We start from the raw sequence: 20,099 nt of genomic DNA on the forward strand, positions 1-20,099 counted from the left end.
TCGAGGTGTTACAATGAATCGTTTCATGGTTATAGATGTTGAAACAACTGGCAACAAAATAGGTACGGACAAAATCATTCAAATCGGTGCTATTCTGATTGAGGATGGGGAAATTATTGAAAGATTTTCAAGCTTTGTGAACCCTAATATGAAGTTATCTACTTTTATTAAACAGTTTACAGGAATTGAAGATGAGGCGTTAAAAAGAGCCCCTAGTTTTGCATTGATTGCCCCAATGCTATTGGAGATGCTGGAAGGGTCCTATTTTGTTGCCCATAATGTTCCCTTTGATCTTTCATTTATAAAAGCTGAGTTGGAAGCAGGCGGGTTTACGTTTGATGAATACCCGACACTTGATACAGTTGAGCTTTCTAGGCTTTTATTTCCATCATTAAATAGTTATAAGTTAAGCCAATTGGCGCGAACTTTTGCCATTGACCATGATCAGCCACATCGGGCAGATAGCGATGCAGAAGCAACGGCCCATTTGCTGTTGAATTTATTAGAGAAACTGAACAGTCTTCCGCTTCTCACCCTGAAAAGACTAGAAGATTTAGCTCCTCATTTTCAAAGCAGTTTGGGGAACCTTATACAAGAAATGATAAAAGCAAAAAAACTGGCATTGCAAATTGAAGATGAGGGATTTGATATATACCGTGGTCTTGCTTTTAAACCACATGAGAAGAAAAGTAGGATAGATCATGATGATGTAAAATTCAAACCGTTTGACTCAAGAGAGATCCTAGCCAACCTTCAAAGGGTAGATTCTAAATTTGAAATCCGTGAAGGTCAAATGGAAATGATAGATTGTATCAATGATGCTTTTGACCATCATGTACATGGCCTAATTGAAGCTGGGACTGGCACGGGAAAAACACTTGGGTATTTAATTCCAGCGCTTTTTTTCGCAAAACAATCAGGAAAAAGGGTTGTCATTAGTACTTTTACAACACATCTTCAAGAACAAATTATGAATCAAGAAATAAACATCATGCAAAAAGCATTGCCTTTTTCGTTTGATGTGACCGTTCTAAAAGGAAGAAATCATTACCTTTGTCTTAGGAGGTTTGAAGATTCTTTGGAAAATACCGTGTCAGATACGTATGACACAGTATTTACGAAAGCACAAATTCTTGTCTGGCTGACAGAAACAACCACAGGAGATGTCGATGAACTCAATCTTACATCTGGAGGCAGAATCTTTTGGAATAAACTACAGTGTGATACAGAATGCTCGAGAAATAAAGAATGCCCTTGGTACTCAAGGTGCTACTACTTTCAAAAAAGAAAAGAAGCGGAAAACGCCGATCTCATCATTACGAATCATGCCTTGCTCCTTAGTGATATAAAAAGCAATTATTCTCTATTACCGGACTATGACGAACTTGTGATTGACGAGGCCCATCATCTTGATGATGTTGCCCGAGAACATTTCGGTATTCAATTAGATTACTTTGCAATTCAAACATTACTTAACCAAATTGGCTTGATCAATGGAACGGAGCTTTTACATAGGATTGGGTCAATAGTAAATGTGGACCACTCATTAGCTTTAAAAATAAGTGCTATCGAGGAACAATATGTGGCAGCTAAAATGATTATTGATGATCTCTTTAGAAGTATACGTTCCTATGTTTTATCGAAAAATACGAATAATAAAAATGAAATTGGACGGCTTACGTATCGCTTCCATGTTTCGAAGGAAGATGGCCCATTATGGAAAGTAGTAAAAAATAATGCTTTTGTAGCAATCGAAAAACTAGAAGATTTAAAAGATGGTTTAGCGTCCATTTATGATGAACTTCAAATAAAGGAAGTTAAAAAGGTAATCGCTGAAAGCGGGATTCTGAAAGACGTCAATTCCCTAAAACATTCCTTAGAGGAAATGACAACAAGTCTTTGTAAATTACTTTTTGAAAGTGAAGCAAATAAAGTGACATGGTTAGAAATTGAAGCTAAGGGTGCACAAAATTCAGCTTATTTATTTAGTCAGCATATTGATATTAGTGAGTCACTTGCGGTCCGCTTATTTTCCAAAAAACAAAGTGTCATTCTCACTTCGGCAACACTTGCGGTTGAAGATTCTTTTCAATATGTTAAGACGAGCTTAGGGTTATTAGATTTTGAAGTTATAGCAAAAAAAATACCATCACCTTTTTCATATAAAGACCAAGTAAAGCTAATGCTTCCATCTGATGTACCACCTATTAAAGACGTAGAACAGGCCGTGTTTGTTGAAGATATTGCCCAAAAAATCATTTCCATTGCCAGAGTAACCAAAGGGCGCATGCTTATTCTATTTACATCGTATGAAATGCTTGAAAAGACATTCTACACTGTGAAGGCAGCTTCAAAATCGGAAGGGTTCGTGCTAATTGGTCAAGGGATTTCCAGCGGCAGTCGTGCCAAGCTCACGAAAAATTTTAAACAACACGATCAAGCCATTCTTTTTGGGACAAGTAGCTTTTGGGAAGGCATTGATATTCCTGGTGAAGATTTAAGCTGCATTGTCATTGTAAGACTGCCCTTTTCACCACCAGACGATTGTATGATGGCTGCGAAAGCTGAAGCAATGAAAAAGTCAGGGAGAAATGCGTTTATGGAATTGTTTTTACCCCAAGCAATATTGCGGTTTAAACAAGGATTCGGACGCCTTATTCGTGCGGAAAACGATCATGGGGCAGTATTTGTTCTTGACCGACGGATTACCACAAAAGGCTACGGGAAAAAGTTTATTCAAGCGTTGCCACCTCTTGAAATTTATGAAGAAGAAACAGAAGACTTATTAAAAAAATTACAGGATTGGTTGTAGTAGCCTGGAACATAAAAAGGGGGCTTTTTAAGCCCCGATTATGGTGTCGGAAGGAGATCGTTTTATAATACTATGGTAAAACATTTTGTTATAATGGGAAAAGAGACGAGTGACGAAGAATGTTATTTCTTATCACTATTTTATACGTAAGACGCGCATATATGTATTACAAAAATTACTATATATAGAACTTAGAGGTTTACTATGAAAAAATGGTTGTATATAATACCTTTATTACTGGTTATTATCATTTGGCAGGCTACCACACTTTATCTGGAGAGTATGAGCTACCAGAAAAATGGGGAAAAAAAGGCGATTGCCTTTGCAGAGGTACATGTGAAAGATCTTTCATCAATCACAGACGCTGAGTACTACCATGGCAGACTAGCTTATACGGTTCTTTATGGAACGAATGAGAAAAATGAGGATATTATTATTTGGGTGCCTGATTCAAAAAAAAAGGGAAAACTTATTATAAAAAAGACTAGTGAAGGGTGGTCAAAAGAAAAGGTAAAAAAATATGTTATTGCGAACCAAAATCCATTAAAATTAATAGATATAAGGCTAGGTGCTGAAGTAATAAAGGATAATCGTACAAACAAAACAGAAACTACACCACTTTGGGAAATCACGTACATTGACCAGGAAAAGCGTTTTACATATTATTTCATGAAATTTGACGATGGATCATTTGTGAAAAGGTACAGTCTAAAAAAAGACCGCTTTGAGGAGGAAAAGTAAACAATGGAATTAGCAAATCGAGTATCTTCTTTAACCCCATCAGCTACACTAGAAATTACAGCAAAGGCGAAAGCATTAAAAGATGCTGGTCACGATGTGATCGGTCTTGGCGCGGGTGAGCCTGATTTTAATACACCACAACACATCATTGATGCCGCTGTAAAAGCAATGAATGACGGTCTTACAAAATATACACCATCTGGCGGCTTACCTGCCTTAAAAGATGCAATCATCGATAAATTTAAAAGAGACCAACAGCTTGACTATGCTCAAAACGAAGTTATTGTTTGTGTTGGTGCTAAACATGCGTTATATACATTATTCCAGGTTATTATTAATCCAGGAGATGAAGTAATTATCCCAACTCCTTATTGGGTAAGCTATCCTGAATTTGTAAAACTAGCTGAAGGTACACCTGTCTTTGTTGAAGGGAAAGAAGCAAACGACTTCAAAATTACGGTGGACCAGCTAAAAGCTGCGATTACACCAAAAACAAAGGCAGTAGTCATCAACTCTCCTAGCAACCCAACGGGAATGATTTATACAGCAGAAGAGTTAAAAGCATTGGGTGAAGTATGTTTTGAAAATAATGTTCTCATTATATCTGATGAGATTTATGAGAAATTAATTTATGGTGATCATCAGCATGTATCGATTGCACAACTTTCACCAGAATTGAGAAATCAAACGATCATTATCAATGGGGTTTCAAAATCACATTCCATGACAGGATGGCGGATTGGATATGCGGCCGGTGATAGCAAAATTATTAAAGCAATGACAAGTTTAGCAAGCCATAGTACATCCAATCCAACTACAATTTCCCAATATGGTGCAATTGCTGCTTATACAGGATCACAAGAGCCTGTTGAAGAGATGAGAAAGGCGTTTGAAGACCGCTTAAATAAAACATATGAGAAATTAATTGAGATTCCAGGATTCACTTGCTTGAAACCACAAGGTGCTTTCTATTTATTCCCAAATGTAAAGAAAGCTGCTGAAATGGCTGGTTTTGAAAATGTTGATGCATTCGTGAAGGCAATATTAGAGGAAGAAAAGGTTGCTTTAGTACCAGGTTCTGGCTTCGGTGCACCTGACAACGTTCGTTTATCTTATGCAACATCATTGGAGTTGCTTGAAGGTGCAGTGGCAAGAATGAAACGCTTCATGGAAAATAAATTAAAATAAGAATATTGACATTTGGAAATAAATATAATGTATATTAAATCATTATATAGGCGGTGTAGGATTACTCCGCCTCTTTTCCATATTTAACTTTTCGGAATAGTAGGAGGCAAAATAAGTGAAAACAACCATTTCCAAAGTAAGTAATTACGTTGGTCAAGATGTTACAATTGGCGCTTGGCTTCTGAATAAACGTTCAAGCGGTAAAATTGCCTTTTTACAGCTAAGAGATGGTACAGGCTTCATTCAGGGTGTCGTGGTCAAAGAGGAAGTTGAAGAAGAGGTTTTTGCCAAGGCGAAAGCAATTACGCAAGAATCATCGATGTGGGTAACTGGAACTATTCGTGAAGATGAACGCTCCCCGTTTGGCTATGAATTATCGGTTAAAAATATTGAAGTTATTCATGAATCCCATGACTATCCAATTACACCAAAAGAACATGGTGTTGAATTCTTAATGGATCATCGCCATCTTTGGCTGCGCTCTAAGCGGCAACATGCGATTATGAAAATAAGAAATGAAATCATACGTGCAACTTATGAATTTTTTAACGAAAATGGCTTTGTAAAAGTGGATCCACCGATATTAACCGGTACATCTGCTGAAGGCGGCAGTGAATTATTCCACACAAAATATTTTGATGAAGACGCCTACCTTTCACAAAGTGGACAGCTTTATATGGAAGCTGCGGCGATGGCTTTAGGAAAAGTGTTTTCGTTTGGACCAACGTTCCGTGCTGAAAAATCAAAAACAAAAAGACATTTGATTGAATTCTGGATGATTGAGCCTGAAATGGCCTTTGTTGAGCATGAGGAAAGTCTTGAAATCCAAGAGCAATATGTAAGCTTTATTGTTCAATCTGTGCTCAAGAACTGTAAGCTTGAACTAAATATACTTGGCCGCGATCTTTCAAAACTTGAGGATATTAAAGCACCATTTCCCCGTATCACCTATGATGAGGCGATTGATTTATTAAAGAAAAAGGGCTTTAATGATATTGAGTGGGGAGAGGACTTTGGCGCTCCGCATGAAGTTGCGATTGCGGAGGAGTTTGACAGGCCAGTATTTATTACCCATTACCCTTCGAAAATTAAAGCGTTTTATATGAAGCCCGTTCCAAATCGCCCTGAGGTTGTTTTGTGTGCAGATTTAATTGCACCTGAAGGTTATGGCGAAATTATTGGGGGATCACAGCGAATTGACGATTTAGAGTTAATGAAACAGCGTTATGATGAGCACAACCTCACAGGAGGGTCCTATGAGTGGTACCTTGACCTTCGTAAATATGGCTCTGTACCTCACTCTGGTTTTGGACTAGGATTAGAACGGACAGTTGCTTGGATTACGGGCGCTGAGCATGTACGTGAAACCATTCCATTCCCTCGTTTGTTAAATCGTTTATATCCGTAAATCTGATGATGAAGCTGACCAATTATGGTCGGCTTTTTCAATTGTATATGTAAATGCAAATTTCATATAATTTAAAATTAGCCATAAGAGAAAATGGACGTGTTATAATAGTACTTGAGGTGTTAACCAAATGAAAAAAGACAAAATGATAGATTGGTTGGCTGAGGGAAGTATTGCCATTCCAAAGCTGTTATTGCGCTATTATAAAAGGATTGGCTTAAACGAAGAAGAATTTATGGTACTTTTACATGTCCATACATCCATTGAAAGCGGAAATTCATTTCCAACCCCACAGGAGCTCTCTGAGAGAATGAGCTGTTCACTTGAGCGGTGTATCGATATTTTAAAATATTTAATACAACGAGGCTTTTTACAAATAGAAGGTAGAAATGAAAATGGTGTTTTAGCAGAAAGCTACATTATACGTCCACTTTGGGAAAAGCTGATGATCTTTTTAATAGACGAAGAGAAAAGCAACGAAAAGCGACAAAATGAACAGGATGAAATTAATGTTTATACATTATTTGAGAAGGAATTTGGACGCCCATTATCACCAATGGAATGTGAATCATTAACAATGTGGCTTGATAATGACGGGTACGGTCCAGAATTAATTAAAGCTGCTTTACGAGAAGCAGTTATGAGTGGAAAACTTAATTTTCGCTATATCGACCGGATTCTTTTTGAATGGCAAAAGAAAGGAATCGAAACGGTTGAACAAGCAAGAGATGAAGGGTCAAAGTTTAGATCACATCAACGCTCAAAAGCACAGCCTGTGAAACAGGAATCAACTTCTATTCCATTTTATAATTGGTTAGAATCATAGTAGTGGTATTGTGGGCGAGAAAATTTTTCTCGCCTTTTTTGAGGAGGGCTAGATAAAATGCTTACTAAAAAACAAATAGAGCAGGTTTTAGGTACCATGGGAGAAATGTTTCCTAATGCCCATTGTGAATTAAATCATACAAATCCATTTGAACTAGTGATTGCTGTTTCTTTGTCCGCTCAGTGTACAGATGCACTTGTCAACAAAGTGACAAAAACGCTGTTTCAAAAGTATAAAAAACCAGAAGATTACCTAGCTGTGACTTTAGAGGAATTGCAAAATGATATTCGTTCTATTGGTCTATTCCGAAATAAAGCAAAACATATTCGTAATCTTTGTGAGCTTTTAATTGAACAGTATAGTGGAGAAGTTCCAAGGAACCGAGAGGAATTGATGAAGCTGCCCGGAGTCGGCCGCAAAACAGCCAATGTGGTCATGTCTGTAGCATTTGGTATGCCGGCTATTGCTGTTGATACACATGTTGAACGGGTTTCCAAACGTCTTGGAATTTGTAAGTGGAAGGATTCTGTTTTAGAGGTTGAAAAAACATTGATGAAAAAAGTACCAGAAGAGGAATGGGGACAAACACACCATCGTCTGATTTTCTTTGGACGCTACCACTGTAAAGCTCAAAAACCACAATGCGATGTATGCCCTTTATTAGAACTTTGCCGTGAGGGACAGAAGCGAATGAAGAGGAGCAGCTAAAATGGTTTATGATTTGGAAAAAATTACAGCAGTTTTTAGTCTCTGGGATTGTGAAAAAGAAAAGATTGCTTTATTTTTTAGAAATAGGGATAAAAAAGCCGCATTAGACCCTATGAAAAAGTATATTGCTAACTTCCTTGACATCTTATTTATGATTAATCACGCAAAAGCTGTTCAGGGGAGCGGTTTGTTGGAGCAAGTAGAAAAACTTGAGGTAAAGCCTATCAATAGTAAAGAAAGGCTTGCATTTCTATTAGAGCGACCAGACCATTATCACTCCTATATCCAATTAACAGAACTTTATGAAGAGCTTGAGAAACAATTTAAGAAAAAAGTGGCTATTGAACAAAAGAAAACCCGCAATGCTTAGTCAAGCTTGCGGGTTTTTCAATTACTTTAGCGTTGTTTAATCATGTTTATAAGCTGATTTACATCCTCTTCGGTAACACCACCATTTTCGTTACCATTATCTCCCTGATTCGGATTTTTTGGATTATCATTTGTTTGGCCATTACCGGTATCATTTTCAGGAATATCCGGCTCTGTAGGTTGTGTTGGATCTTCCGGATTCGTTGGGTCTTCAGGTGCGACCGTATCAAATAATTTTGTTTCCACATTCACTACTGTGGAACCACTCTTACTGTCTGGATTCGTATCATCAACAGCAATGATTTCAAAGCTGTATAGGCTGTCGGGATATGGGCTATTAATTGTTACCGTCAAATCCTTACCAGACCAATACGTCATATAGTCACTATTATTCATCGCTGAATTTACAATAAAGGATACTCGATCGAGCAGTTTTTCATTGTATTGCCATGTTAATACAATTTTATTTTCATTGCTGTCAAAATGGGCTTGAATATTTTGCACCTTTGGTATTTCATCAAACTTATCCGATGTTTCTGTTGGTTCAGTCCCTTTCACGAAACATTCATAGACGATTTGACTTTCCGGTGTCAAAAGGCTTGGCAATTTTGGTGGATTTGAGCCTCTTACAACAGGAGACCTAACAACACTATTTGGCTTAACAAAATCGCTTTGTTTTTTACCTTTAGCAACTCCACCCATGACTGTTTTAAAAAGTTGTTTCGCAATCCCTGATGAACGACTTGTTATATAGTTCCCTTCGCCGTTTTCACTGTAGCCAGTCCATACTGAAATCGTGAAGTCAGGCGAATAACCGGTAAACCATACATCAGGTGACGCACCTCTAGGAATTCCGTATTTTGCTTTTGTTTTATCATCAAAGTTTGTTGAGCCTGTTTTACCTGCGATATGGACTCCGGACACATTTGCTGAACGTCCTGTACCTGATTGAACCACCGTTTTTAACATATCGGTAACCATATAGGCAGTATAGTCTTTCATCGCTGCGATTGGTTCAGGCTGCATGTTTATTTCTCTGCCATCCGGGAATACAACTTTTCTTATCGTATGTGGTTTCGTATAGATTCCATTGTTACCGAAGGCACTATAGGCGCCAGCCTGGTCCATTGGAGACATTCCATTAAAACCACCTATACTATAGGCTTCATTAATTCCATCTTCAAATTTAACCCCAAGTTTTGTCGCAAAAGCGCGTGATTTTGCGGCACCGACTTCTTGGAAAGTTTTTAAAGCAGGAATATTACGTGAATCTGCTAGAGCTTCTCTAATCGACATTTGCCCTTTGTAGCGACCATCGTAGTTTTTAACGGCTGGACCATTCGTATAGCTGTGCGGTTCATCCACAATTTGATGATAGGTTGACCATTGTAGGTTTTCAATCGCCGGCCCATAATCAAAAATTGGCTTAGCTGTTGAACCAGGCTGCCTTTTAATATCGGTTGCAAAATAAGACGTACTTTGGTGACGTCCGCCGCCAATGGCTAGCACTTCTCCGTTTTTCGTATCAAGGACGGCAATACCTGCTTGAAAACGATCGTCAGGATAGTTAATGTATTCTTCTGTATCAAGAGCTTTCTCGACCAATTTTTGAGCGTCAACATCAATCGTTGTATATACACTGACACCACTTGATAATACATCAAGATCTTTCACTTGTTCTAGTTCTTCTAAAACTTGATCGATAAAAGCATCATATGGGTTTGATTTTTCCTCTTTTTTAACTATATAATCGGCGACATGAGTTGCTTTTGCTTGTTCAGCTTGTTCATGCGTAATTTTTCCATGTTTCTCCATTAATGAAAGAACAGTATTTCGTCTTTTTTCAGCTAAGTCCGGGTGCTTATAAGGGTCATAACCGGATGGACGCTGTGGTAAACCGGCTAACAAAGCTGCTTCAGGTAGTGTAAGGTCTTTTAAATCTTTTCCAAAATAGGTTTCGGCAGCTTTGGCTACACCATATGCACGATTACCATAATTGATCTTATTTAAATACATTGTTAGTATTTGTTCTTTTGAATATTTTGCATCCAGTTGGATGGCCAGCCATGCTTCTTGAACCTTTCTCTTAACTGTTTTTTCAGGTGATAAATAGGATAATTTAACGACCTGCTGTGTAATCGTACTAGCCCCTTGGGAGCCAAATCCGCTCGTTACATTAGCAAGAACAGCTCCACCAATCCGCCGTAAATCTAAGCCAAAATGGTCATAAAAACGAACATCTTCAGTTGCAAGTACAGCATCCTCCAAAATCTTTGGAATTTCATCATATGTAATATTCGTTCGTTTTTCATTTCCAAGTTCGGCAATTAACTCTTGATTACGGTCATAAATCCTTGTCGATTGTGGGCTTTCGAGCGCTGCTGCATCAAGCTTTGGAGCTCCCAAAATAAAGGCTACCGCCGTTATACCACCCGCAAGTAATCCAACGACAGCGATTAAAACAAAAATGGTCATGATTCGATTAAAAAGACCACGGGTGTTCGATTTTTTTGATTTTGGAGATTTTGTTTTTTCACTTTTTTGCTTCTGTTTTTCTTGTATTGCTCGCCTTTCTTGTCTTGTACGATAGTTTTCAGACATCGTAAGGACCGCCTTTCAAACTTTCATTAATTGATTTAATAACTAAGTAAACCATTAGATAAAATAAAGCTGATTGATGATTTTGAGATAATCAATTCTTGGATTAAAGCTTATCGGTATGGGGAAACCGACATCTTCAATACACTTTTTTGGGATTGATTTTCTGCCCCCATTTAAATGTTCGTCCCAATAAGAAAATAAATGACTTGCTTCTAAGAAAAATATCTCATCCGTTAGTGAAAATCGTAAAAGAACAAAGCAAATGCCATTTTGTTGTACGACAGCTTTCATATGATTAACCTGATGCTCGTGAAAATTATGCAAAGGGAATGAAGTTTTACTTTGTGTTTCCTTTGCTTCAAAGTCAATATACTTTCCTCGATAAACACCATTATAATCTGTAGTTGATTGCTGCTTAAAATATGCCTCCTTTATGACTGCTGCACTTCTTTTTGGATAATCAACAGATACTATTTGTACAGGTGTCGGCTTTTTATGAATGACCGCTAGTCCATGGACTAAGTAATATTGATTACTTTCATTGATATCCTCCTCAAGTGTCATACCTCGATTACTATAAGTCTGTTTTTTAACATTTGTAGGTAATCTCCTTTGAGTGGGTATAAATGCTTGTCCATTTGGATATCGAATCGTCATTTTTTTTCAGATCCTCTCTGAATTGCTCCTCTAAAGTACTAAATATAGCATATTTTGTTGAATTTCGCACTTGTATTTTGTACAAGATATTCTTTAAGGGAGGAAGAAAATATGTGCAAAATCGACGATAATTTTGAAAAAGAGCTTATTTCCGATATTACTAAAAGAATTGTAAAAGGAAACATAGACAATATCTCGCGTACAAAAAGCTATTATAAATATTATGTACAAAACCCTGAAATAGAATGGTCTTTTTTGGCTAGTATGGTTTCAAGGAATGCCGGGTGGAATATCACGGATCTACAAGGCTTTTGGCTACCACAAGTACTACCGGCAACATTACGTGCCCATATGTTTCATACTTACGAGCGGGCAAATTGGCTTATTTTTTTGGATGCATTTCCACAATTATTGATATATGAACGATCAAAGCAATATAAAACCTCTTTTTTTCACTTGTTAAAAAATTTTCATGTCTCACAGTTTATGCAAAGGGAATGGCAGCGTTTTTGGAAAACGAAAGATAGAAAGAGATTAATGACGGCCCTTATTATCAATGAACAAAATGTTATTCAAAATCCCGTGATTGGGCATCCGTTTTACAAAAAGAAAGTATTTCAATCCATACCCTATAAAATCCAAAACTGGCTTCACTATAGCGTAGTCGTGTTTCCAACCGTAAAAGGAGAGTTATATGGCTTTTCGGTCCATGAATTTTCAAGTGTAAACGAGAGAATACAATTAGGTAAAAAATTAGCATGGCTTTTATTTCATCCTGATTATCATTATGCATTTAGGGATTTTTCCGATAAAACAGAGCATACCGGCTCCAGGTATGATTATGAACAATATTTTCGTAAACAAAACAAGAGGGATACGCCATTTTTAAGAACAGCTTTTCCTATTGTAGAACACCATCGCCATGATGCTTTCGATTGGTATCGATGCCATGTGCGCGCTGAAAGGTGGTTTAAGCCGTCGATTCGTACTCCAAAGAAATTTCGTCTTACCAAATGGTATAAAAAGAAACAAAATCGTCTGCATGCCCTGATATCTTTGAGTAATCTTAGAGAAAAGAGGGGATAAAAAACGCTTTTAGTTTTTTTACTAGAAGCGTTTTTTATCATCAACGGAGCGGATTTTAGATGCTTGCATTATTCAGCGGGTCTATTTGGTCCTTCCAGCTTTTTATTGCCATAGCCTGTTCTCGTATCTTCTTGAACCGCTCCACTATTTTTATTTTTCTTTCTTCCTTTTTCCATCATTGATACCTCCTTTTACTTAGTTACCCACAATAATAGTGTTCTTACAAAAACAAAATATATACAAATGGATGTTGTCGAAAACAAGGTGTTTTTGTATATAACCACTTCTTTTGCCGAATGAAAACTAGTTTTGTCAACTGTGAAGGGACTTTTAAAAAGACATCGAATTTAATCAAAAAGAGTTTCGGGAGGGATTTTTATGCGTGTGAATAGTTATGATAATGCGACCCAGAATGCTTTGGAGGAACGGTTTGAAAAGTTTTTATCTAAATTAGATGATATTGAAAGGCAGCTATCACAAAAGGCGGATGATATTGTATCTTTTCAAATACTGCAGCATCGTGGAGAATTAGAAGAACTGGAAACAAGATTATCCTATCTTGAAATGAGAATGGATCTTTTGACACAAGTAGATGAAACTAAAATAACTGTTGCTGAAAGCTATCAATTGCGAAAAAAACCTTTTATGAACAAAATTGCCAGCATCTTTACTTTATAAGAAAAGAGGCTGATTAGTCAGCCCCTTTTCGAATTTTGTAGGTTTTAATTAATATTCTATTTCGTCATAATCCTTCGGCTGTGGGACAGGCTGCATTTCTTTAAAGTCCATATGTTTTTCAGTTAATTCCTCTGCAAATTCTAATTGATGGTGGGGCATATTGGGATGGTATGTTTGCCTCCGTCTTTTTTGGTATCGTGGATATGGCATTCGTTTAAGCACCTCTTACTTAAGCTTATTTTGTTTTTCCATATCTGTTGTAGCGTGTTTTGGTACTTGACTTTCATGGCCTTTTTTCTTGTGGTTAAATGCTTTGCCTCGACCCAATGAAATCAACTCCTTATTCATCTGTATTCATTATTAATATTTGAATTTGCCATTATTTCATTCAAACATATTCTTCCTTTTAGAACGATGTACTGAGATTCTGCAATGTGAAGCGGATTACAGTTCGTAAAATTCGCCTCATTTGGTTTGTAGAAAGGCGGTAGGCCCGAAATAAATAAGTAAGCCATGGCACTTGATTTTGCATAGACTCGTAAATGTCATTTGTCCGGTTGGTTATTGTGCCACTATGCTGATTTGCATGTGTTAATGTGTATTGAATAACCGTCCAAAGAATATAGTTAATCATTTCGTTGTCTAATCCATTTGCTTCCAATTCACGGATAATATCCGAATGCTCCTGGCGAAATAAATTGAAAATTCGATTCGCTATATTTTGCTGCTGTCTGTAAAAATAATGATAATCATAATGGTACTGGTTAGCGGGTGCAAGTTGATATGGGTACATACATAATCCCTCCAATAATACATAGGTCTTTATGTATTCTATGAGGGATTATTGATTATGTTATTCATACTGCAAAAATAATTCATGGTAAACGCCCATAGATATTATTCAGTTCATGATAACGTTTTTCGTCTTGTTCTTCTTTAGCGTATCGGAGTTCATCAGGCAAAATATCGCTTAAATACCTTACCTCTTTCTCATTTAAATCATCAATAAATGCGTCCTCCCGATTGTAAGCTTTCTTACTGATTTTTTCGTAAATGTGCTGTGAAATTTCATGTTCATTTAAATAATTGGAAAGTGTTTCACGTAAATAGGCTAATGTTTGTTCCATAATTAATCACCACTTTCTTATATTTTATTTCTTATTGGTTTCGTGTTTTTCGAGATAGGACAAATAATGGATCGTTTTTGACCCAACACCTACAATTGTTTCGATAATAGCCTGTGCTCCTGCAATAGACAGTATAAAAGTGATTATTCTCACTATTCTTGGGAAAAGCAAATAGCCGATTCCAATGAAAATAGCACTCCAAATCCCTGAACACCAATAGCAATTTAATAAATAGCCGAGGTTATTTTTGGGAACTTTTTTGGTATAGGTATGCCCTTCCTCATCTTTTTTATAAACTTTTGTCATGAATGGTTTTCGGATGAATTCGGTAATTTTATCAAAAACAATTAAATGGGTTAAGCGGTAGCTGGCCAAAATAAGCATAATATATGTCATCCAGGATAGCTTTTTCAATATACACCACGCCTCCGTTTTATTCTCATTCTTAATATTTGCTACCTTAAAAAAGATTATGTGAATGAAACAATCTACTCCAATTCAAACTATGGAGGAGTAATGATAAAGGAGTGAGAGTATTGACGAAAAATCGAAAAGCGAAATTGGGAAGCATGAATCAAAGTTCCCCTGAATTTGGAACAGAAAATGTTCTGCATGGGGTAGATATGAAAAGTGGCGATAATAATAAAGGGAAAGAGTATCGTTCAAAAATAGGAAGCAAGTCAAAAAAACTTCATCATGAAACGTAATCACAGCGTATAGCTGGGGATGTAAAATAATGGTTAAATAAGGGGCAGGCTCTACAGGATGAGCCTGCCCTTTTGCCTTTTTATTGAGAAAATTTTTCGAATATTGTAGTATAATTTTTGAACTTAACTTGAATCATTTGAATCTACATTTATGCCAGGGGGTATCCATTACAATGAAAAATGGGGGGAATTTTACTTTTAGTTGGACCACTGCTTTTGCTTCACTACAATGGTTCTTTTTTATTTTTGCCAATACAGTCGTTGTTCCAGTATCAATTGGTACCGCATTTGATTTATCTCCAAATGTAATCGCTTCAATGCTTAGAAGCTCATTAGCCTTCACTGGAATTGCCTGTGTACTGCAAGGTTATTTTGGACATCGCTATCCGTTGATGGAAGGACATTCCGGTGTCATGTGGGGCTTAGTGCTTAATTTATGTTTATCGGCTTCTGCTATGGGTATGAGTTATTCCGATATCGGTGGCGGGATTGCAACGGGGATGTTGTTGGCAGGTTCCGTAGCAATATTATTGGTGAAGTTTAATCTAATTTTTTTTCTTCATAAAATTTTCACACCAATGGTGATGAGTGTTTATTTATTTTTGTTGACATTTCAACTGATTTTGATCTTTTTTAAAGGCATGATAAAAGTCAATAAAGAAGGAACACTTGATTTACCGATAAGCTTGTTGTCGATTGGAATTGTCCTACTTGTTAGTTTACTGAAAATAAAAGGGAATAACATCCTTGGCAATTTTTCCATCCTGATCGGTATGGTTTTTGGCTGGATTGTTTACGTCATTTTTTTTCCAGCAGAGGTTTCTTCTAATAGTAGTACTGCTGCTTCAATTATTACTTTATTTCCATTGGGAACACCAAATTTAAATATCGGTATTGTTATGATTACATTTTTAGCAAGCATCATTAACTTAAGTAATACAATTGCTTCTATCCAGTCAGCTGCAAGTCTATTTAATGAAAGACCAAATGAAAGGCAGTTTAAAAGGTCTTATTTGTTAACAGGACTTTATTCGCTTGTTGCAGGAGTATTAGGGCTTGTATCTTATGCACCATTTGCATCCTCCATCGGATTTTTGGAAAGTACGAGGATTTTTAATCGGAAACCGTTTATAATCGGTGGCGCTATTATGGTTTTATTGGGAATTATTCCGTATCTTGGCGGATTGCTCGCAACAATGCCAATCACGGTTGGTAATGCAGTTCTTTTTGTTGCTTATCTACAGTTATTTGGAACATCATTAAAAAGCCTAAATGGCTATATATTTAATTCGAAAACAATCTATCGTTTAGCAGGTCCAGTATTAATTGGAATCAGTATTATGAATATGAATAGTGATCTTTTTAATAATTTGCCAATTATCCTGCAACCACTTATCTCCAACGGCTTTGTAGTTGGAGTAGTTGTCTCTATACTCATCGAAAAAATGATTAATTGGGATAATGTAGTTGAAGTTGCAAGTCATAACAGCTAATCCACTACATAACAGGAATTGTCACTGTATGAACATTTCTAATAAAGAACAAACTATAAAAAAGTTCTTGGAAGGAGATGGGCAAATAGTGAATGAAGAACTTCTAGCCTGGCAATCGCAACTTGAAACAGAAAGGGATGCTCTCTTGCAGCTTCAAAATAACGGTGATTTCGGCGACGAACATGCGGGAAGATTATTAAATATTGAATCCATGCTCGACCAAATTGCCATCAATCAATTTTTGAGTTAATAAGAAAAGTTGGACGCTGGAGCTAGACAGGGAAAAGCGTAAGGCCTTAACCAAGGCGCTTACGCTTTTCTTCATTTATCATAGCGCTGACGGGCAATGTGTTCAGATGCATTAACTTCTTTGCTGGACGTTGCTTCCGCATATTCATTTCCAAATTCCTCTGCTAAAACATCTAATGGTGCTGCACTTTTCTTTTTATCAAATACTTCACGCTTCTTTTTTTGCTTTGTCATGATTAAAACCTCCTGTAATTTTGCTTACTACTTCATTACATATCGTCACCTAAAATACAAGATTTATTTAAAGTAAATGATCCAAAGTAAATTACGCAAAGTTCAAAAGGTTATAAAAATTAGTGAAAGTGTGCTATAAATAATTTATAAATTTTGGATGATTTATAATTTACGTTTATCAACGATGGAAGGAAAGGAGGAATGGGGATGCAGGCTAAAACGTCTGTTATTTTGGTGCAAGGCTGGTTTATTTTTTTATGTGGAATAGGAGGGTTGCTGCTCTCGTTATTGGGCATTTCCATTGGGTGGATGATCGGGTCTTTGGTAGTAGGATGCATTCTATCATTATCACAGCCTAAAAAGTTAGGAATCCGCCTTAAACAAGGAATCGACAGACGCTGGTTTCAATTCGGACAATATTTACTCGGGATTGAGTTGGGTAGAAATGTCAATATGTCGGTTATGTCGGTATTTCAGGACAATTGGTACACCGTTTTTATCGTGCTTTTTTCCTCCATTCTTTTTGCAATCGGTACAGGAGTGCTTCTTTATCGATACAGTAATGTTGATGCACTAACAGGCCTTTTAGCAACGGCTCCTGGGGGTATCGCAACGATGCCGACGATTGCCGAAGAGGTGAATGCAAATATTGGCGTTGTAAGTGCTGTTCAAGCGATTCGGGTATTTTTAGTTGTCACGATCATTCCGCTTGTACTCTTTCTATCTGTACACGGGAATGGACAAAATAGCGGAACTAATGCTGCTGTAGGGGATATGATTCCATTTGACTGGTCCCAGTCCATCTGGACTCTTCCCATTTTATTAGTAGCATTAGTAGGGGCATTACTGGGAAAACGAGTAAAACTACCAGCACCATGGCTGATTGGAAGTTTAATTGGTGTCATTATAATTGAAACAATTTCGACTGTTTTTGCGAATAAAGCTGTTACTTTTTGGTGGCCACATACGATCGTTGTGATTGGACAAATATTAATTGGTACAAGCATCGGCTCACGATTTCAAAGAAGTATGTTTGTAGGATTAAAAAGAATTTTAATTGTAAGCACAATCGGAACGCTGTTATTGATAATGGCAATGTTTTTCTGTGCTTACATAGTTTCCGTAATTACCGGTATTTCTTTAATTACATCGGTGTTAGCTTTTGCGCCTGGTGGCGTTGTTGAAATGTCTACAGCCGCTGTGTTATTACATGCAGATTCAACTTTTGTTGTTGCTGTGCAGACATTACGGATTATAATCGTTATTCTGCTATTGCCGCCCTTCATTAAAGTTATCCATCAAAGGTATTCAGAAAATAAGAGTAGGGAAAAGGTAAGTAGGAGCAGTATTGGCTAAATTTAATTAGTTAACAAGTGGATTTATGTAAAAAATGCACCAATTTGAGTAAAAACTCATTTTGATGCATTTTTTAAATTCGTCAGGAATTCAAAATTTTTAAGATTTGATCTAACACGTCAGAATTGTTATGAATAACAATATGCAACTTCTTTTTTGTTCGACTTATATTCTGATACAGCATTTTTGTGGGCTGATAAAACGTTGGTTGTCCAATATCCTTTGTGTCTAATTTATGATTCCGTTTGTAATAAAAGTAATCATCAATGACGGCTACTACATTATCAAGCTCCTGTCCGATTCCATATTGAACACTTACTCCTGCTGTAATTTTATGATCATTATCAGGATTTACAATATACTGCTCTTTGGTGTAATCAATTACTTTCCATCCCTCTTGTTGCAATAATAGCAAGTAGCTAGTTGTAGCGCTTTTCGAGGAAAAATATTGAATACTGACATTCGTATAATTATCGATGTTCGCATGCTTTGACAAATCAAATAAATTATTAATAAACGCATGAATTTCTTTATTATGCCTAATAATTGTTGTCAATTCATATTGATGCGGATTCAAATTCTCCTCTATTAATTTAGGAATATTATTTTCAATCTCAAACTCGGTTAGACATTGATCAGGATCATAGGAAAAAATACATTTGATTTTAAACCGTTCGATTAGTTTCGTTAATTTTAAAAATTTGTTCTTATACATTCGTTGGGCTTCATCAAAGATGATTAAATCATATTGGTGAATATCAAATTCTAGGCTATTCCCTTCATTATAATTACTAATAGCTTCAATCGGCCAATGAAACTGATTCTTCAATCTATAATGCCCATCATTTAGCTTTCCACAATTAAAGATAAGCACCTTTTTCGATTGTCTCATATATTCTTTGGCAATATCATAAGTTAATAATGTTTTTCCAGTTCCTGTTCCACCTTTAATTGACACAAAAATCGCATGTTCAGTCGGTGTTAAATTGATGATATCTCTTTTATATGTGCTTTGCTGGGCACTCAAGAAATACTTATCCTCGATGAAAGCTTCAGTAAATGGAGAAATTAAATAGTGCGTAGGGTCAAATAACTCATTAAGATCTTCAATTTCTCTAATTTTTTGTTCTTTTAATTTATCAATTAAAATCTCAAATCCAATTTCTTCAATTCTGTCTGGATCTACTAGGAAATACAGCCTTTCTGTTGATGAAATGTAGGTGAAATTATAAACATCAACATCAAGAAATTTTAAATAGTGTTGGTTTTGAACAAGCTGCTTTGTAATTTTTTCCTCGGTACTTTTTAGCTTTAATTCAATATTAATTACACTATTTTCACCGATTCGGAGCAGGTCAAATTCTTTTCCTATTTGTTTGATCATAAAACCAACATAATAATCGTTAAAAATATCAAACTTTTCAGCCCGTTTTTTAAATTCCCCAACCAAAGCCTTTAAATCTTCAATCTCACCTGTACGTATTCTTGGATTTATACCAAATTGCTCTATATATTTTGCGAAGTTTATTGGATTTAAATCTTCTTTCGCGCTTATTAAAGAAACTAGATTAATTGATTTCAAAACTGTTTCCCCATTTTCCATATAATCATAGGTTGTGTTATTCTATACTATTTCTATTATATAAAAAAGATTGTTGATCACAAAATAAATTTAAAAGTCTGTACTAAAGAATCGGCAATCAAACGGATTGTTTCTTGCTGTAAGAGGAAGAGGATATTTGTACTTTACGTGATATAATAAAAGGATAATAATGAGTTTACTGAGGTATGTGTTAATCATTGACTTGTAAAATATGGAGGTATGGAAGGGTAATAACTTATTTGTGGTAAAAAGACGA

General features: G+C 36.3%; 21 protein-coding genes. 13 read left to right on the top strand and 8 right to left on the bottom strand.

The features are described 5' to 3' along the window. Window positions 1–13: 13 nt before the first annotated feature. From dinG to ACNQFZ_RS18235, 7 genes are all read left to right on the top strand, one after another. On the top strand, window positions 14–2,812 hold the full coding sequence (gene dinG, locus ACNQFZ_RS18205) for an ATP-dependent DNA helicase DinG (RefSeq protein WP_458412720.1): 2,799 nt from the start codon (window positions 14–16) through the stop codon (window positions 2,810–2,812). A gap of 204 nt (window positions 2,813–3,016) precedes the next feature. Beyond that, complete coding sequence (locus tag ACNQFZ_RS18210; protein WP_458412721.1) at window positions 3,017–3,553, top strand: cell wall elongation regulator TseB-like domain-containing protein; 537 nt, start codon at window positions 3,017–3,019, stop codon at window positions 3,551–3,553. A gap of 3 nt (window positions 3,554–3,556) precedes the next feature. Continuing rightward, entirely contained in the window at window positions 3,557–4,741 is a 1,185-nt protein-coding gene (locus ACNQFZ_RS18215; protein WP_458412722.1) for a pyridoxal phosphate-dependent aminotransferase, read from the top strand. 115 nt (window positions 4,742–4,856) lie between these two features. After that, entirely contained in the window at window positions 4,857–6,149 is a 1,293-nt protein-coding gene (asnS, locus tag ACNQFZ_RS18220) for an asparagine--tRNA ligase (RefSeq protein WP_458412723.1), read from the top strand. Between the two features lie 130 nt (window positions 6,150–6,279). Further along, window positions 6,280–6,975, top strand: a complete 696-nt coding sequence (locus ACNQFZ_RS18225; RefSeq protein ID WP_458412724.1) for a DnaD domain protein — start codon at window positions 6,280–6,282, stop codon at window positions 6,973–6,975. Window positions 6,976–7,032: 57 nt separating this feature from the next. Then, window positions 7,033–7,683: an endonuclease III gene (gene nth, locus ACNQFZ_RS18230; RefSeq protein WP_458412725.1), complete on the top strand. Its 651-nt coding sequence runs from the start codon at window positions 7,033–7,035 to the stop codon at window positions 7,681–7,683. A 1-nt stretch (window position 7,684) separates the two neighbouring features. After that, window positions 7,685–8,053, top strand: a complete 369-nt coding sequence (locus ACNQFZ_RS18235; protein WP_458412726.1) for a YpoC family protein — start codon at window positions 7,685–7,687, stop codon at window positions 8,051–8,053. A gap of 26 nt (window positions 8,054–8,079) precedes the next feature. On the opposite strand, the gene ACNQFZ_RS18240 is transcribed toward ACNQFZ_RS18235, so the two are convergent. Further along, the gene (locus ACNQFZ_RS18240) at window positions 8,080–10,653 is read right to left on the bottom strand and encodes a transglycosylase domain-containing protein (protein ID WP_458412727.1); all 2,574 of its coding nucleotides are present in this window, start codon (window positions 10,651–10,653) and stop codon (window positions 8,080–8,082) included. Between the two features lie 54 nt (window positions 10,654–10,707). After that, on the bottom strand, window positions 10,708–11,310 hold the full coding sequence (gene recU / locus ACNQFZ_RS18245; RefSeq protein WP_458412728.1) for a Holliday junction resolvase RecU: 603 nt from the start codon (window positions 11,308–11,310) through the stop codon (window positions 10,708–10,710). A gap of 111 nt (window positions 11,311–11,421) precedes the next feature. Between recU and ACNQFZ_RS18250 the strand changes: the two genes are divergently transcribed. Beyond that, a complete protein-coding gene (locus ACNQFZ_RS18250; RefSeq protein ID WP_458412729.1) occupies window positions 11,422–12,396 on the top strand; it encodes a DUF2515 family protein in 975 nt (324 codons plus the stop codon). A 378-nt stretch (window positions 12,397–12,774) separates the two neighbouring features. After that, entirely contained in the window at window positions 12,775–13,074 is a 300-nt protein-coding gene (locus ACNQFZ_RS18255) for a chromosome segregation protein (RefSeq protein WP_458412730.1), read from the top strand. Between the two features lie 48 nt (window positions 13,075–13,122). Here ACNQFZ_RS18255 and ACNQFZ_RS18260 read toward each other — a convergent pair whose 3' ends face one another. From ACNQFZ_RS18260 to ACNQFZ_RS18275, 4 genes are all read right to left on the bottom strand, one after another. Next, entirely contained in the window at window positions 13,123–13,284 is a 162-nt protein-coding gene (locus tag ACNQFZ_RS18260; protein WP_458412731.1) for a hypothetical protein, read from the bottom strand. 196 nt (window positions 13,285–13,480) lie between these two features. Beyond that, the gene (locus tag ACNQFZ_RS18265; protein WP_458412732.1) at window positions 13,481–13,867 is read right to left on the bottom strand and encodes a hypothetical protein; all 387 of its coding nucleotides are present in this window, start codon (window positions 13,865–13,867) and stop codon (window positions 13,481–13,483) included. Window positions 13,868–13,949: 82 nt separating this feature from the next. Then, window positions 13,950–14,201 carry a sporulation protein gene (locus tag ACNQFZ_RS18270; RefSeq protein ID WP_458412733.1) on the bottom strand — a complete coding sequence of 84 codons (252 nt, stop codon included), beginning with the start codon at window positions 14,199–14,201 and terminating at the stop codon, window positions 13,950–13,952. 24 nt (window positions 14,202–14,225) lie between these two features. Then, complete coding sequence (locus ACNQFZ_RS18275; RefSeq protein WP_458412734.1) at window positions 14,226–14,615, bottom strand: DUF1360 domain-containing protein; 390 nt, start codon at window positions 14,613–14,615, stop codon at window positions 14,226–14,228. Window positions 14,616–14,770: 155 nt separating this feature from the next. Between ACNQFZ_RS18275 and ACNQFZ_RS18280 the strand changes: the two genes are divergently transcribed. From ACNQFZ_RS18280 to ACNQFZ_RS18290, 3 genes are all read left to right on the top strand, one after another. Then, window positions 14,771–14,908 carry an imidazoleglycerol-phosphate dehydratase gene (locus ACNQFZ_RS18280; protein ID WP_458415444.1) on the top strand — a complete coding sequence of 46 codons (138 nt, stop codon included), beginning with the start codon at window positions 14,771–14,773 and terminating at the stop codon, window positions 14,906–14,908. A 173-nt stretch (window positions 14,909–15,081) separates the two neighbouring features. Then, a complete protein-coding gene (locus ACNQFZ_RS18285; RefSeq protein WP_458412735.1) occupies window positions 15,082–16,401 on the top strand; it encodes a uracil/xanthine transporter in 1,320 nt (439 codons plus the stop codon). A gap of 28 nt (window positions 16,402–16,429) precedes the next feature. Continuing rightward, window positions 16,430–16,651, top strand: coding sequence for a hypothetical protein (locus ACNQFZ_RS18290; RefSeq protein ID WP_458412736.1), 222 nt, complete (start codon window positions 16,430–16,432; stop codon window positions 16,649–16,651). Window positions 16,652–16,722: 71 nt separating this feature from the next. Here ACNQFZ_RS18290 and ACNQFZ_RS18295 read toward each other — a convergent pair whose 3' ends face one another. Beyond that, entirely contained in the window at window positions 16,723–16,884 is a 162-nt protein-coding gene (locus tag ACNQFZ_RS18295) for a hypothetical protein (protein ID WP_458412737.1), read from the bottom strand. 207 nt (window positions 16,885–17,091) lie between these two features. Between ACNQFZ_RS18295 and ACNQFZ_RS18300 the strand changes: the two genes are divergently transcribed. Further along, complete coding sequence (locus ACNQFZ_RS18300) at window positions 17,092–18,240, top strand: AbrB family transcriptional regulator (RefSeq protein WP_458412738.1); 1,149 nt, start codon at window positions 17,092–17,094, stop codon at window positions 18,238–18,240. An 82-nt stretch (window positions 18,241–18,322) separates the two neighbouring features. Here ACNQFZ_RS18300 and ACNQFZ_RS18305 read toward each other — a convergent pair whose 3' ends face one another. Then, window positions 18,323–19,822, bottom strand: coding sequence for a DNA/RNA helicase domain-containing protein (locus tag ACNQFZ_RS18305; RefSeq protein WP_458412739.1), 1,500 nt, complete (start codon window positions 19,820–19,822; stop codon window positions 18,323–18,325). Between the last annotated feature and the right edge of the window lie 277 nt (window positions 19,823–20,099).

It is taken from the genome of Schinkia acidoalkalinis (assembly GCF_054301215.1).

What these genes read in the sequence shown, in the direction of transcription:
- dinG (WP_458412720.1), top strand. Translation starts at nt 14, where the DNA reads ATGAATCGTTTCATGGTTATAGATGTTGAAACAACTGGCAACAAAATA.
- ACNQFZ_RS18210 (WP_458412721.1), top strand. Translation starts at nt 3,017, where the DNA reads ATGAAAAAATGGTTGTATATAATACCTTTATTACTGGTTATTATCATT.
- ACNQFZ_RS18215 (WP_458412722.1), top strand. Translation starts at nt 3,557, where the DNA reads ATGGAATTAGCAAATCGAGTATCTTCTTTAACCCCATCAGCTACACTA.
- ACNQFZ_RS18225 (WP_458412724.1), top strand. Translation starts at nt 6,280, where the DNA reads ATGAAAAAAGACAAAATGATAGATTGGTTGGCTGAGGGAAGTATTGCC.
- nth (WP_458412725.1), top strand. Translation starts at nt 7,033, where the DNA reads ATGCTTACTAAAAAACAAATAGAGCAGGTTTTAGGTACCATGGGAGAA.
- ACNQFZ_RS18235 (WP_458412726.1), top strand. Translation starts at nt 7,685, where the DNA reads ATGGTTTATGATTTGGAAAAAATTACAGCAGTTTTTAGTCTCTGGGAT.
- ACNQFZ_RS18240 (WP_458412727.1), bottom strand. Translation starts at nt 10,653, where the DNA reads ATGTCTGAAAACTATCGTACAAGACAAGAAAGGCGAGCAATACAAGAA.
- recU (WP_458412728.1), bottom strand. Translation starts at nt 11,310, where the DNA reads ATGACGATTCGATATCCAAATGGACAAGCATTTATACCCACTCAAAGG.
- ACNQFZ_RS18250 (WP_458412729.1), top strand. Translation starts at nt 11,422, where the DNA reads ATGTGCAAAATCGACGATAATTTTGAAAAAGAGCTTATTTCCGATATT.
- ACNQFZ_RS18255 (WP_458412730.1), top strand. Translation starts at nt 12,775, where the DNA reads ATGCGTGTGAATAGTTATGATAATGCGACCCAGAATGCTTTGGAGGAA.
- ACNQFZ_RS18260 (WP_458412731.1), bottom strand. Translation starts at nt 13,284, where the DNA reads ATGCCATATCCACGATACCAAAAAAGACGGAGGCAAACATACCATCCC.
- ACNQFZ_RS18265 (WP_458412732.1), bottom strand. Translation starts at nt 13,867, where the DNA reads ATGTACCCATATCAACTTGCACCCGCTAACCAGTACCATTATGATTAT.
- ACNQFZ_RS18270 (WP_458412733.1), bottom strand. Translation starts at nt 14,201, where the DNA reads ATGGAACAAACATTAGCCTATTTACGTGAAACACTTTCCAATTATTTA.
- ACNQFZ_RS18280 (WP_458415444.1), top strand. Translation starts at nt 14,771, where the DNA reads ATGAATCAAAGTTCCCCTGAATTTGGAACAGAAAATGTTCTGCATGGG.
- ACNQFZ_RS18285 (WP_458412735.1), top strand. Translation starts at nt 15,082, where the DNA reads ATGAAAAATGGGGGGAATTTTACTTTTAGTTGGACCACTGCTTTTGCT.
- ACNQFZ_RS18290 (WP_458412736.1), top strand. Translation starts at nt 16,430, where the DNA reads ATGAACATTTCTAATAAAGAACAAACTATAAAAAAGTTCTTGGAAGGA.
- ACNQFZ_RS18295 (WP_458412737.1), bottom strand. Translation starts at nt 16,884, where the DNA reads ATGACAAAGCAAAAAAAGAAGCGTGAAGTATTTGATAAAAAGAAAAGT.
- ACNQFZ_RS18300 (WP_458412738.1), top strand. Translation starts at nt 17,092, where the DNA reads ATGCAGGCTAAAACGTCTGTTATTTTGGTGCAAGGCTGGTTTATTTTT.